Raw genomic sequence first — 12,631 nt, 5'->3', positions numbered from 1 at the left:
CCTGGCGTTTTCTGCCTGGCGTTTTATGCCTGGCGTTTTATGCCTGGCCTTGCGGCTTGTCGTCCGCCGGGGCGTTGCCTCCGGCCGGTGCGCCCTGGGCGTTCGGCTCATCCGCCGGGGCGTCCGAGCCTGCACCGCTGGCCTTGCGATGGGCCTTTTCTTCCTTCTTCTTTTTCTTGGCCAGCTCGCGTTGGCGTTTTTCGTATGAGTAGTTGGGGGTAGCGATATCGGCCTCCGATAGGTTGGGGGTGATCGATGAGCCTGACGTTTCCGCCATTGCGCGAATCCGGGCGAGCTCCTGCCGGTGGACGTTGGTCCCGGTGGTGGTCAATCGAAGGCCGCCGCCATGCCATTCCAGCCAGTCCAGATCGACCAGACGGTCGATCAGCTTCTCCGGGATCTCATTGGCCTGACGCCGCTGGAGCGCGTCGACACTCTGCCGCAACGAAGCACGGAGCTCGTCGAGGGTTTGTGGGACAGGCATGGTGCTCCTCCTCCGAAATCGCCCCGCGACATGCGGTTCGAACAGATTCGCCAAGCAATCAAGGCGAGGACTTGCACGGCTTCCGACAGGAGAGACGAAGCGAAGACTTCGGGATGACAGGCTCACGGTCTATCGGCTGATCGTAGCGCAGACCGTGCGCGAACCTTTTTCGCGGAAAACGAATCCGTTAAGACGGCGTTTGCGTACAGCGTTCCAGTGAGGCCTTCCGGCCTTGCCGCCAACCCTGAGGAGCTGCGATGACCACCTTGTCCCCCCGCGCGAAGTCCCCGACGTCCGTCTTCGTCCTGCTGGCGCCCGTCGCCCTGCTGGGCGCCTGCGCCATGTCCGGCCCGTCGGGCTCGAACGCCCCGGCGTTCTCCCAGGCCGGCCTGCCCGCCGCCGTGCAGGTGCCTGAGGGGCACAAGGTGTCGATGGAGACCGTCGGCGTCGGCAAGATCACCTATGAATGCCGCGCGAAGAAGGACATGGCCGGGCAGTTCGAGTGGGTGTTCGTCGGCCCGGACGCGACCCTGAGCGATCGGCGCAGCACCGTGGTCGGCAAGTACTACGGCCCGCCCGCCACCTGGGAAGCCCGCGACGGCTCCAAGGTCACCGGCACGCAGGTCGCGGTGGCGCCGGCGTCCCCGGGCAGCATCCCGCTGCAGCTGGTGAAGGCCAATCCCGCCGTCGGCATGGGCGCCATGCAGGGCGTGAGCCATATCCAGCGCGTGGCCACCAAGGGCGGCGTCGCGCCGCAGACCGCCTGCGATGCCGCAGGGGTCGGGCAGAAGCAGGTCGTCGACTACCAGGCGGACTACATCTTCTGGGCGCCGGTGGCGATGCGCTGAAGCCGGTCCGTCGGGACTTCCCTGTCCCGTAAGAGAAGGATGTCGAGGGGGGGCGCTCCTGACTATGCTTCGCGCACCGCCGCGGTGCTCGTGGCGGGCGCCGAGGAGGTATCCATGCCGGCTCTCCGTTCCGCCAGTCCCCTGGCCCGATTCGACTATCCGCACGCCGCGCGCCGCGAGATGCTGGCCTTCCTCCCGCAGGACTGCCGGCGCGTGCTGGACGTCGGCTGCAACACTGGCGCCTTCGGAGAGGCCGTCAAGCAGACCCGCCCCGGCACCGAGGTCTGGGGCGTCGAGCCCGACGCGGGGGCCGCGGAACGCGCCGGTGCCCATCTGGACCGGGTGATGCAAGGCTTCTTCGATCCGATGCTGCCGCTGCCCGAAGCCCATTTCGACGCCATCGTCTTCAACGACGTGCTCGAGCACATGCCCGATCCCTGGGCCGCGCTGAACCTGGCCGCGCCGCTGCTCGCACCGGGCGGCGTGGTGCTGGCCTCGCTGCCCAACCTGCTGCACCTGGACACGATCTGGCCGCTCGTCCACGACCGCGACTTCCGCTACGAGCCCTGCGGCGTCCGCGACCGGACGCATCTGCGCTTCTTCACCCGCACCAGTGCGCAGCGCATGTTCGACGAATGCGGCTACGAGGTCGTCAGCGTCCAGGGCATCAACGAGCAGTGGTACACCCCGTCGCTCAAGCGCCGGCTGGCCTTCCGGCTCTTCGGACGGCAGCTCGAGGAGACGAAGTGGGTGCAGTTCGCCTTCGTCGCCCGGCCCAAGGCGCCCCGGCTGGTGTCCTGAACGGCGGAAAGAATCGCCCCACCGCCGACGGGTGACCTCGGCAGCCGCGACAATGCGCCGCATGCGCGCCCTGATCGACCTGCTGATCCAACACGACTTCCTGCTCGTCTTCCTCGTGACGCTGGCCGCGCGCATCGGTGCGCCGGTGCCGGCGGCGCCGCTGCTGGTGGTCGCGGGCGGACTGGCGGCGGCGGGGCGCCTGTCGGCGGTGTCGCTGGTCGTGGCGGCGGTATTGGCCAACGTCCTGGGCGACGCCATCTGGTTCATCGCCGGCCGCAGCTACGGCCACCGGGTGCTGCGGCTGCTGTGCCGCGTCTCGCTGTCCCCCGACGTTTGCGTCCGCCAGAGCGAGAGCCTCATCGCGCGCTGGGGCGGCAGCTCGCTGCTGGCGGCGAAATTCCTGCCCGGCATCTCCGTCGTCGCGGCGCCGATGGCCGGTGCGCTCGGCATGGGGTGGCGCCGTTTCATCGCCTATGACGCCGTCGCCGGACTGGTCTGGACGGCGTGTTTCCTCGGGCTCGGACTGATCTTCAGCGACCAGATCCAGGACGTGCTGGACTTCCTCTCCAACGCCGGCCTGCTGGCGGTCGCGGCGATCGTCGCGGTGCTGGCGCTCCTGATCGGCAACCGCTGGCGGCGTCGCCGCCAGATGGCGAAGCTGCAGGGCGAGGTCGAGCGCATCAGCGTCGAGGACGCCGCGGCGCTCTGCGAGCAGGACATGGCGCCGCTCTTCATCGATGTCCGCAGCGATCCCGGCCGAGCCGCTGATCCGCGCACGCTGCCGGGCGCGCTCAACATCCCGCTGACCCGCCTGCCGGAATACGCCGAGCAGTTGCCCGACGACCGCCTGCTGGTCCTCTACTGCAACTGCCCGAACGAGGTCTCCGCCATCCAGGGCGCGCATGAGCTCATGAAGCGCGGTCATCCGCGCGTGCTGGCGCTGGACGGCGGCCTGGACGGCTGGCACGAACTGCAGCGACGCCAGGGACGGGACCGGGGCGACAGCGGCGACGGTGATGCGGCGGGCCAGACGCCCAAGGTCTCGACGTCACCTGCCGCCGCTCCCGCGGCTCCGGCGGCCCTGCACTCGGCGACGCCCGCCGTCCCCTGATCTGAGGAGGGGCGGCTCCCGCGGCTGGCCCGGCGCTTGCATACTGGCGCCCATGACCGTTGCCGTCCTGCCCGTCGCCTCGCCGGTCCTTGCGCCGACCATCCTCGACCTGGAGGCGTCCGGTTTCGGGCGCGGCAGCTACCCGATCGAGATCGGATTCGTCGAGGCGGGCGGCCTGCCGTTCTGCTCGCTGATCCAGCCGGCGCCGGAGTGGGAGCATTGGGATGAGCAGGCCGAGGCGCTGCACGGCATCTCGCGCGAATTGCTGCTGCGTCACGGCCGCCCCCGTGACTGGGTCGCCGACGAGCTCAACAAGCGCCTGGCGGGCCAGACGGTCTACTCCGACAGCTGGGGTCATGACTACCCGTGGATGAGCAAGCTCTTCGACAGCGTCGGTCGCCTGCCGCGTTTCCGGATCGAGGACCTGCGCCGCCTGCTCAGCGAAGACGAGGCCCAGCGCTGGAACGCGGTCCAGCAGGAGGTCCGTGCCGAGGCGCAACTGCGTCGTCATCGGGCCAGCGCCGACGCCAAGGTCCTGCAGATGACGCTGATGCGCCTGAAGCACGGCGCATCGACGCCGACCGCGTCGCTGGACGGCCGCGACCCGGGCGACTTCGGCAACTGCGGCTGACCCGCACCGGGCCACGACGTCCGCCGATCCCGGATCGTTCCGACGTCAGCTGATCTCCGTGGGGCCGGAATGGGGCTTGGGGGTCCTGGAGGGATCCCCCATGCCCCGTGGAGAGCCCGCGCTTGGCAAGCCGGAGTCGGCTGCCCCGCCCGCTGCACCTGCCGCGCCCACGGCGCCCGCCGCACCCACCGCACCCGACGCAGGCTTGCGCTCCGCGCAGAGGCTCCCGCTCGATCTCCCCCGCCCCGCCCGCTTCGCGCGGTAGAGCTGCTCATCCGCCTGTGTGACGAGATCGTCGATGTCGGCCTGCCGCGCCCACTGGACGCAGAACCCGACGCTGGTGCCGATGTGGAGTTCCAGCGCACCGATGCGGAACGGCATCGTCAGCGCATGCACCAGCTTGTCGGCGACGACCTGCGCGTCCACCGGTTTCGCGACATGGGTGAGGAACACGGCGAACTCGTCGCCGCCGACGCGGGCCACGAGGTCCTGCGGCCGCAGCGCGTGGCGCAGCCTGCCGGAGACGGCCTTCAGCAGCGCGTCGCCGACGGGATGTCCGTACTCGTCGTTGACGGGCTTGAAGCGGTCCAGGTCGAGGTACAGCAGCGCCACCAGTTCGTCGCGGTCCGTCGCGCGCCCGAGCGCGGCGTTGACCTGCGACGCGAAGCCGGCGCGGTTGAGCAGCCCGGTGAGCGGGTCCGTGTTGGAGGCCCGCAGCAGCCGCATCTGTTCCTGCTTGACGTCGGTGACGTCGCGCGCGACGCCGTAGGCGCCGATGATCGCGCCGTCGTCGTTGAGCAGCGGTGCGTAGGTGAGCTCGACGTAGCGCGTCTCGCCGCGGTCGTCGCCGTCCAGCGGCATCGGGCGGCTGACGCCATCGTCGTCGCGCATCTCGACGACGCTGGTCTCGCCCTCGAAGGCGCGCTGGATCAGCGGATGCACGGCCGGGTACAGGTCGTCGAAGACGTCCGCCGCGTGGCGGCCCTGCCAGGACCTTTCCGGGATGTCGAAGCGGCGCTCGAAGGCCTTGTTGCAGAACAGCACGCGTTCATCGGTGTCGACGGCCAGCATCATGACGTTGACGCTCTGCGCCATCGCGCTCATGACGGCCTGGCTGCGCTCGCGCTCGCGTCGGGCGGCGAGCTCGGGCGTGATGTCGGCGATCGTGCCGGCGTGCGCGACGATGCGCCCGCCCAGGCGCATCGGCCGCATCCGCAGACGCACCATCAGTTCCGAGCCGTCGCGGCGCGTCAACTGCCGCACGCGGTCGACCGGTTCCCCCACGGCGACCAGTGCGGCCCATTGCTCGCGCGTCAATTCGCGCTCCGATGGGGAGAGACGGTCCAGCCAGCCCCAGGCCAGGTCCTTGCGGTCGACCTCCATCAGGCGGAGGTAGGTCTCGTTGGCATACACGGTGCGGCCCTGGAGATCACAGCGGAACAGGCCCATCGGCGAGGCGTCGGCGGTGGCTTCGCGTTCGGCCTCGCGCAGCCGGGTGCGCTGCTGCAGCCGCGTGAACCAGGCCATCAGGCCGACGGCGATCGCCGTGACCACCAGCGAGAAGCCCAGCACCGCGCGCCGCTGCTGCAGGTAGCCGGCGAGGATGCGGTCGCGCTCGAAGGACACGAACAGACGCAGCGGGTAGTCCTGCAGCACGCGGTAGGAAACGATGCGATCGCGCCCGTCGGCCGGGCTTTTCGTCACCATGAACTGGCCGCTGGCCGGCGGGCTCGGCGGCAGTACCTCGCCGCCGGGGACCTGTCGCATGTTGGTGCCGACCAGGCCCGGGACTTCGGGCCAGCGGGCCATGGCGACGCCGTCGTCGCGTTCCAGCAGCACGGCCATGCCCGAGCGCATCGACCGCGTGCGGTAGATGCGCAGCAGCACGTCGAGGTCGATGAAGCCCACCGTCGCGGTGAAGGCGCCGGTCGGCGCGCTCAGGCGCGTGGCCATCGGCAGGACGAAGTGGGCGCCCGGCCGCAGCCGGATCGGCGTGCCGAGGATGATGCTCGGTCCGCCGGGGCGGCCCAGTTCGGACAGGAAGCTCTTCGCACCGAGGTCGGCATAGGGTTCGCCGGTCACCGACGGGATGCGCCACAGGCGGCCGTCGGCGCTGGCCAGCATCACGTCGGTGATCCCGCGCGAGTTGTCGCGCAGCGAATCGGCCAGCAGCGACACGGTGGCGTCCAGGTCCTGGCGTTCGTTCCTGCGCGTGAGCAGCAGCAGGTCCAGCGTGCGCAGGCTGCCTTCGGTCTCGCGCAGCAGCTGCTCGGTGTCCTGCGCCGCGTTGAGGGCGATGCTGTGCAGGTCTTCCTGCAGGTCCTCGACCAGCGATTTCGGATAGAGCAGCGCGAACCACAGCACCAGCGCCCACAGCACGAGCAGCACCAGCCCCAGCGCCAGGAACGGGCCGAAGACCACCAGGCGTCTCACCTGGAGACGCTCCGCGACGGACTGGCTGAATGGGGAGGCGGCCATCGGTCGGATTGTGGTCGTCCCGCGTGTGCCTTCAAACGCCCAACAACGGGGGCTCGGGCGGGTTTTTCGGCGGGTCCGGCACGTGGCTGTCCGGATCGTCGCGGGCCAGCTCGGTCAGGCAGCGCAGGCACAGGCACTGGTCGGGCCAGCGGGCGGCGAGTTCGCGCTTGAGGCCCTCGCCCAGCCGCGTGCCGAAACAGGCGCACCAGCCGTCGTCCACGCCGCAATGGAAACCGCCGCCGCAACGCGGGCAGGCGGTGTTGAGGGTGTTGACCGTGTCGGCGGGGAGCGGCGTCGGCGTGCTCATGACGACGGATTGTCGGCGATGCTCAGCCGAACAGTCCGCGATGCCGCTCGCGCAGCAGGTTCTTCTGCACCTTGCCCATCGCGTTGCGCGGCAGCTCGGTCTCGACGAAGACCCGCTTCGGCACCTTGAAGCCGGCGATGCGGTCCTTCAGCGCCGCGACCAGCGTCGCGCCGTCCAGCGCGGCGCCGGATCGCGGCACCACCACGGCGATCACGCCCTCGCCGAAGTCCGGATGCGGCACGCCGACCACGGCCGACTCCGCCACGCCGGGCAGCTCGTTGAGCCAGCCCTCGATCTCCGCCGGGTACACGTTGTAGCCGCCGGTGATGATCAGGTCCTTGCTCCGCCCCACGATCGTCACGTAGCCGCGGTCGTCGCGCCGGCCCACGTCGCCGGTCTTGAACCAGCCGTCGGCGGTGAACTCCTCCTTCGTCTTCTCCGGCATGCGCCAGTAGCCGGCGAACACGTTGGGCCCGCTCACCTGGAGGTGGCCGATCTCGCCGTCGCCCGTGCTGGGGCAGGGCGCGCCCGCGTCGTCGACGACGCGCAGGCCCACGCCCGGCAGCGGATAACCGACCGTGCCGCCGCGGCGCTCGCCGTCCTCGGCCTTGTACGGGTTCGACGTCAGCATGACCGTCTCGCTCATGCCGTAGCGCTCCAGGATCGTGAACCCGGTGCGGCGCTGCCATTCGTGGAAGGTCTCGATCAACAGCGGCGCGGAACCGCTGATGAACAGCCGCATCCGCGCGCATGCGTCCTTCGTCAGCGTCGCCTGCTCGAGCAGCCGCACGTACAGCGTCGGCACGCCCATGAACAGCGTCGCGTCGGCCAGCCGCGCGATCACGCCGCGCGGATCGAAGCGGTTGAACCACAGCATCTTCGCCCCGGCCAGCAGCGCCCCGTGCGACGCGACGAACAGCCCGTGCACGTGGAAGATCGGCAGCGTGTGGATCAGCACGTCGTCCGCCTTCCAGCCCCAGTAGTGCTTGAGCACCTCGGCGTTGGACAGCAGGTTGCCGTGGCTCAGCATCGCGCCCTTGCTGCGACCGGTCGTGCCGCTCGTGTAGAGGATCGCGGCCAGGTCATCGGCCTTCTTCTCGGCCACCTGGTGCGTGTCGGGCATCTGCACCGCGCGATCCAGCAGCGTGCCGCTGCGGTCCTCGTTCAGCGTGAACACCCACGGGACCTTGGCCTGGAACGCCAGCTTGCTGATCCAGCCGAAATTCTTCCCCGCGCAGACGACCACCGCCGGCTCCGCGTTGCCGATGAAGTACTCGAGCTCGGCGGCCTGGTAGGCCGTGTTCAGCGGCAGGTAGACGTAGCCGGCGCGCAGCACCGCGAGGTACAGCAGCAGCGCCTCGACGCTCTTCTCCGTCTGCACCGCGACGCGGCTGCCCGCGGGCAGGTCCAGCGAGTCCAGCAGGTTGGCGATCATCGCCGTGGCGCGGTCGATGTCGCGCCAGCTGTAGCGCTGGCCGGCGTCGGGGCCGTCGGCCAGCTCGATCGCGCAGGCGTCCAGGTCGTCGGAGAAATTCGCGCGCAGCGCGGCGAACAGGTTGACGTTCGCGGTGGCTTTCTGGGGAGCGTTCATGTCGGGAGTCGCAGGCCGGGGTTCAGGCAATCGCTATCGGATCGAGGATCAATCCAGTTTCGCACCGCTGCGCTTGACCACGTCGGCCCAGCGCAGGACCTCGCCGTGCACGAACTTGCCGAACGCGTCGCCGTAGAGCGTCGGCATGTCGGTGCCCAGGCCGGTCCAGATGTTCTTCAGTTCCTCCGTCGCGTAGGCCTTGCGGAGTTCGGCCTGCATCGCGGCGATCACTTCCTTCGGCGTGCCCTTGGGGGCCCACAGGCCGTACCAGGTGGCGACCTGGTACTGCGGGATGCCGGCTTCCACGGCGCTCGGGATGTCCGGGAAACCCGGCGCGCGCTTGGAGGAGGCCACCGCCAGCGCCTTGATGCGGCCGCCGCGGATGTGTGCGGCGGACGAGCCCAGGCCGTCGAACATCAGGTCCACCTGGCCCGCCATCAGGTCCTGCAGCGCCGGGCCGGCGCCGCGGTAGGGGATGTGGGTGATGAAGGTCTGCGTCTGCAGCTTGAAGAGCTCGCCCGCCAGGTGGTGCGAGGTGCCGTTGCCCGCCGAGCCGTAGTTCAGCTTGCCGGGGTTCTTCTTGAGCAGCTCCAGCAGGCCCTTCACGTCGGTGACGGGCACCTTCTGCGGATTGATCACGATGACCTGCGGCACGCTGGAGACCAGGGCGACGGGGATGAAGTCCTCCTCGAGCTTGTAGTCGAGCTTCGGGTACATCGCCGGCGCGATCGCGTGATGCACCGCGCCCATGAAGAAGGTGTAGCCGTCCGGCGCGGCCTTGGACGCGATCGTCGCCCCCACGGTGCCGCCGGCGCCGCCCTTGTTGTCGATGATGAACTGCTTGCCGGTCTGCTTGGTCAGCACGGCGGTCAGCGGCCGCGCGAAGGCGTCGGTGCCGCCGCCGGCCGGGAAGGGCACGACGATGACCACTGGCCGGCTCGGCCAGGTGGCCTGCGCGAACGCCGACGGCGCGATGCCCGCGCCCGCGGCGGACAGGGAAGCCAGGGCGGCGGCGCCCAGCAGGCGGCGGCGGGTCGTGGAACTCTGGGTCATGCGTGTCTCCTGTGGGTCCTGGGGGCCTCTGCGGGCCACGGTGTCGGTAGGCAAGGGTTGCGGAATGGGGATGCGGAAGGGATGCGGAAGGGATGCGGAAGGGTCAGAGCAGACCGCCCACGGCGCGCGCCGTCGCGATCTCTCCCTGGGTGAAGGCTTCGTGGTGTTGCTCGATGCGGTCGAGGTCGTAGAGGTAATTGACCATCATCCCGTGCGACTGTTTCAGTCCTTTGGCCGAGCGGTCGCCGCCGGGATTGAGTCGCTCCAGGCGGGCGCCGTTGTCGAGGTGGAAACGCGCGACCGGATCGCCGCCGGGCAGCGGCGTCTGGGCGATGAGGTAGACGGCGGCCAGGCGGCGCAGGTCGGCCTGCAGGGCCTCGTCGTCGAGGGCTCCCGGGCTGGCGAGCTCGGCCGGTGTGTGGTGCTTCAATCGTGCGAGCGCTTCCGCGATGCGCGCGCGTTGCGCCGGCTTCAGGCCGGAAAGCGCGGAGAGGGTGGCGGACTCGTCGTCCGTCGCCCGGATCGCCTGCAGCCAGGCCGCGAAGCCCGGGATCGGCGACAGCGTGCAGAACTGCTTGAGCCGCGGCAGCTCCTGCCTCAGATGCTCGGCCACGCGCTTGATCAGGAAGTTGCCCAGCGACACGCCGCGCAGCCCCGGCTCGCAGTTGCTGATCGAATAGAAGACGGCGGTCTTGAAGCTGTTCGGCGGCATCGGTTCGCTGCGCTTGCCGATCAGCGGCGCGATCGCGTCCGGCATGTCGGGCAGCAGCGCGATCTCCACGAAGATCAGCGGCTCGTTCGGCAACTGCGGATGGAAGAACGCGAACAGCCGTCGGTCCGGCAGCAGGCGTCGACGCAGGTCGTCCCAGCCGTCGATCGCATGCACGGCCTCGTGGCGGATGATCTGTTCCAGCAAGTGTGCCGGCGAGTGCCAGTCGACCTGTCGCATCTCCAGGAAGCCGGGGTTGAACCACGAGGACAGCAGGTGCAGCAGGTCGGCGTCCACCATGCGCCAGTCCGGGTGCGAGGACAGGCCCTCCAGCAGCCGGCGCCGCATGCGGACCAGCGTGCCCGTGCCGCCGGGCGCGCGGTTCAGGCGGCGGAACAGTTCCTGCCGCGGCGGCTCGCTGACGTCGGTCAGCTGACGCAGCGTCTCGGTGCCGGGCGCGTCGGCATAGGCCTGCGCGGCGCGCAGCACCGCGTCCGGCACGGGATTGAAATCGGCGGCCAGCCTGTCGAAGACCGCCGGCCAGGCGTCCACGGGCAGCGCCCCCATGCGGCCGATCAGGTCATGGGCCAGGCCCAGGCTGTTCGCCTGCCCGCGTTCCGACAGCAGCTTGTGCGCCAACGACAGCACCTGCCTTGCCGCGCGCGCCGAAGTCCAGGAATCCACGATGGCCATGAGGGCGGTTTATAGCCGGATCGCCTCCCGTGCGGCTCGACGACCGCCTCGGGGATTCCCCAGGGCGTTCGCCTCCCGGGACGGCCCTCGCACCGGCGAGGCGGCTGCTACATTGGTCCGCATCAGATCCGAGGCGGCGCCGCGCGGCGGCAGCCCGACCCGGACACCCGCGGGCCGCCCCGACGCGCCCGGGACAAAGGCCAGGACGAACGTCCAGGAGACAAGCCATGAACGACATTCCCCAGGATGCCGAAGCGGTGCTCCGGCTGGCGGCGCAGTCGATGTTCGACGTGCTGGCCAGCACCGCGCAGGGCGCGATGGTGGTCAACCGCGAGCACCGCGTCGTCTGGATCAGCGAGGGCTACAAGCGCTTCCTGCCCGCGCTCGGCTTCCGCGACGAATCCGAGTTCGTCGGCCGCCGCGTCGAGGAGGTCGTCCCCAACACCCTGATGGCGCAGGTCATCGACACCGGCCAGCCCATCCTCGTGGACCTGCTGACCAACAAGGCGGGCACCTTCCTCGTCAGCCGGCTGCCGCTGCGCGGGCCGGGCGGCGACGTCATCGGCGCGATGGGCATGGTCCTGCTGGACCATCCCGAAACGACGATGCAGCCGCTGATGAACAAGTTCGCGTGCCTGCAGGCGGAGCTCGACGACACGCGACGACAGCTCGCCGCCGAGCAGTCCCGCAACCGCCGCGCCAAGCACCGCATCGTCGACTTCGTCGGATCGAGCGCGGCCGCGGTCGAGGTCAAGCGCCATGCGCGCCGCGTCGCGCAGACCGAGGCGACGGTGCTGCTGCTCGGCGAGACGGGCACCGGCAAGGAGCTGCTTGCGCACGCCATCCACGCGGCCTCCCGGCGCGCGGCGAAGCCGCTCGTGTCGGTGAACATCGCCGCCGTGCCGGAGACGCTGCTGGAGGCGGAGTTCTTCGGCGTCGCGCCCGGCGCCTACACCGGCGCCGATCGCAAGGGGCGCGACGGCAAGTTCAGGCTGGCCGACGGCGGCACGCTCTTCCTCGACGAGATCGGCGACATGCCCCCGGCGCTGCAGGCCAAGTTGCTGCGCGTGCTGCAGGAGCAGGAGCTGGAGCCGCTGGGCAGCAACGAGGTCGTGAAGGTCGACGTCCGCGTGATCGCGGCGACCAGCCGCGACCTCGGGGCGATGGTGCAGCGCGGCGAGTTCCGCGCCGATCTCTTCTACCGGCTCAACGTCCTGCCGATCCGCCTGCCCGCGCTGCGCGAGCGGTGCGGGGACATCGAGACGCTGGTCGAGGTCCTGCTGGCGGACATCACGCGGCGCAGCGGCCTGGCGCCGAAGACCTTGAGCGCCGCGGCGCTCCGGGCGCTCGAAGGCAAGACCTGGCCCGGCAACGTGCGCGAGTTGCGCAACGCGCTGGAACAGGCCTTCCTGATGAGCGACGAGGACGAATTGCTCCCGAGACATTTCGGACTCCACGAGACGGCGACCCCGACCACCACCACCGCGCCCACCGCGCCCACGGCGATCACCACGAGCGATGCGGACGTTGCGGAGGCCGGTGCCCCTCCGAGCGACCTTTCGAGCGTGAGGAGAAGTGGGAGCGAGGAGGGGCACCGGCCTCCGCAACGTGGGCTCGGTCCCACGGAGACCTTGCCCGCCCGCAAGGCCGAGCTGGAGCGCGCCGCCATCGCGCAGGCCTTGAGGAGCACCAATGGCAACCGCGTCGCCGCGGCGAGGCTGCTGGCGATCTCCCGCGCCACGCTCTACGAGAAGCTGGCGAAATACCCCGAGCTCGCCTCAGCCTGACGCGTACGACAGCGCACGACCCCTGAATGGAGGGAGTACGCGACGTCACATCGTCACGTTTGGCCTGTGTTCAAGGGCTTCATCGAGGGTTCGAGGGGCTTGCCGCACACCGTGCGACATGCGCATATTCGAGACCAG

At 69.9% G+C, this 12,631-nt stretch carries 11 protein-coding genes; 5 read left to right on the top strand and 6 right to left on the bottom strand.

Annotated features, from left to right (window positions below):
- Positions 1-37: 37 nt before the first annotated feature.
- Complete coding sequence (locus tag AC07PR_RS16680) at positions 38-484, bottom strand: hypothetical protein (protein ID WP_431101735.1); 447 nt, start codon at positions 482-484, stop codon at positions 38-40.
- 257 nt (positions 485-741) lie between these two features.
- Here AC07PR_RS16680 and AC07PR_RS16675 point away from each other — a divergent pair, with 257 nt between their 5' ends.
- From AC07PR_RS16675 to AC07PR_RS16660, 4 genes are all read left to right on the top strand, one after another.
- Positions 742-1,332 carry a DUF3455 domain-containing protein gene (locus tag AC07PR_RS16675; protein ID WP_377157576.1) on the top strand — a complete coding sequence of 197 codons (591 nt, stop codon included), beginning with the start codon at positions 742-744 and terminating at the stop codon, positions 1,330-1,332.
- A gap of 114 nt (positions 1,333-1,446) precedes the next feature.
- Entirely contained in the window at positions 1,447-2,133 is a 687-nt protein-coding gene (locus AC07PR_RS16670) for a class I SAM-dependent methyltransferase (protein WP_377157575.1), read from the top strand.
- A 61-nt stretch (positions 2,134-2,194) separates the two neighbouring features.
- Positions 2,195-3,244 (top strand): VTT domain-containing protein, encoded by a 1,050-nt coding sequence (locus tag AC07PR_RS16665; protein ID WP_495135940.1) that lies wholly within the window; start codon positions 2,195-2,197, stop codon positions 3,242-3,244.
- A gap of 52 nt (positions 3,245-3,296) precedes the next feature.
- Complete coding sequence (locus tag AC07PR_RS16660) at positions 3,297-3,875, top strand: 3'-5' exonuclease (RefSeq protein ID WP_377157573.1); 579 nt, start codon at positions 3,297-3,299, stop codon at positions 3,873-3,875.
- A 45-nt stretch (positions 3,876-3,920) separates the two neighbouring features.
- Here the strand turns inward: AC07PR_RS16660 and AC07PR_RS16655 are convergent, their stop codons facing one another.
- From AC07PR_RS16655 to AC07PR_RS16635, 5 genes are all read right to left on the bottom strand, one after another.
- Positions 3,921-6,353, bottom strand: coding sequence for a diguanylate cyclase domain-containing protein (locus AC07PR_RS16655; RefSeq protein WP_495135939.1), 2,433 nt, complete (start codon positions 6,351-6,353; stop codon positions 3,921-3,923).
- A 31-nt stretch (positions 6,354-6,384) separates the two neighbouring features.
- Positions 6,385-6,660 carry a cysteine-rich CWC family protein gene (locus tag AC07PR_RS16650; protein WP_377157569.1) on the bottom strand — a complete coding sequence of 92 codons (276 nt, stop codon included), beginning with the start codon at positions 6,658-6,660 and terminating at the stop codon, positions 6,385-6,387.
- Between the two features lie 22 nt (positions 6,661-6,682).
- On the bottom strand, positions 6,683-8,251 hold the full coding sequence (locus tag AC07PR_RS16645; protein WP_495135938.1) for a malonate--CoA ligase: 1,569 nt from the start codon (positions 8,249-8,251) through the stop codon (positions 6,683-6,685).
- A gap of 48 nt (positions 8,252-8,299) precedes the next feature.
- The gene (locus tag AC07PR_RS16640; RefSeq protein WP_483108903.1) at positions 8,300-9,304 is read right to left on the bottom strand and encodes a Bug family tripartite tricarboxylate transporter substrate binding protein; all 1,005 of its coding nucleotides are present in this window, start codon (positions 9,302-9,304) and stop codon (positions 8,300-8,302) included.
- Positions 9,305-9,407: 103 nt separating this feature from the next.
- Positions 9,408-10,706 carry a malonyl-CoA decarboxylase domain-containing protein gene (locus AC07PR_RS16635; protein ID WP_495135937.1) on the bottom strand — a complete coding sequence of 433 codons (1,299 nt, stop codon included), beginning with the start codon at positions 10,704-10,706 and terminating at the stop codon, positions 9,408-9,410.
- 227 nt (positions 10,707-10,933) lie between these two features.
- Between AC07PR_RS16635 and AC07PR_RS16630 the strand changes: the two genes are divergently transcribed.
- A complete protein-coding gene (locus tag AC07PR_RS16630) occupies positions 10,934-12,493 on the top strand; it encodes a sigma-54 interaction domain-containing protein (RefSeq protein WP_495135936.1) in 1,560 nt (519 codons plus the stop codon).
- Positions 12,494-12,631 lie beyond the last annotated feature (138 nt).

It is taken from the genome of Roseateles sp. GW821-FHT09H11 (genome assembly GCF_059415845.1).
This window is presented reverse-complemented; position numbering and strand designations above follow the sequence as displayed.

Bases quoted from the DNA above. Each gene is read 5' to 3' on its own strand.
- AC07PR_RS16630 (WP_495135936.1), top strand. From the start codon at position 10,934: ATGAACGACATTCCCCAGGATGCCGAAGCGGTGCTCCGGCTGGCGGCG.
- AC07PR_RS16655 (WP_495135939.1), bottom strand. From the start codon at position 6,353: ATGGCCGCCTCCCCATTCAGCCAGTCCGTCGCGGAGCGTCTCCAGGTG.
- AC07PR_RS16645 (WP_495135938.1), bottom strand. From the start codon at position 8,251: ATGAACGCTCCCCAGAAAGCCACCGCGAACGTCAACCTGTTCGCCGCG.
- AC07PR_RS16670 (WP_377157575.1), top strand. From the start codon at position 1,447: ATGCCGGCTCTCCGTTCCGCCAGTCCCCTGGCCCGATTCGACTATCCG.
- AC07PR_RS16660 (WP_377157573.1), top strand. From the start codon at position 3,297: ATGACCGTTGCCGTCCTGCCCGTCGCCTCGCCGGTCCTTGCGCCGACC.
- AC07PR_RS16650 (WP_377157569.1), bottom strand. From the start codon at position 6,660: ATGAGCACGCCGACGCCGCTCCCCGCCGACACGGTCAACACCCTCAAC.
- AC07PR_RS16665 (WP_495135940.1), top strand. From the start codon at position 2,195: ATGCGCGCCCTGATCGACCTGCTGATCCAACACGACTTCCTGCTCGTC.
- AC07PR_RS16635 (WP_495135937.1), bottom strand. From the start codon at position 10,706: ATGGCCATCGTGGATTCCTGGACTTCGGCGCGCGCGGCAAGGCAGGTG.
- AC07PR_RS16680 (WP_431101735.1), bottom strand. From the start codon at position 484: ATGCCTGTCCCACAAACCCTCGACGAGCTCCGTGCTTCGTTGCGGCAG.
- AC07PR_RS16675 (WP_377157576.1), top strand. From the start codon at position 742: ATGACCACCTTGTCCCCCCGCGCGAAGTCCCCGACGTCCGTCTTCGTC.
- AC07PR_RS16640 (WP_483108903.1), bottom strand. From the start codon at position 9,304: ATGACCCAGAGTTCCACGACCCGCCGCCGCCTGCTGGGCGCCGCCGCC.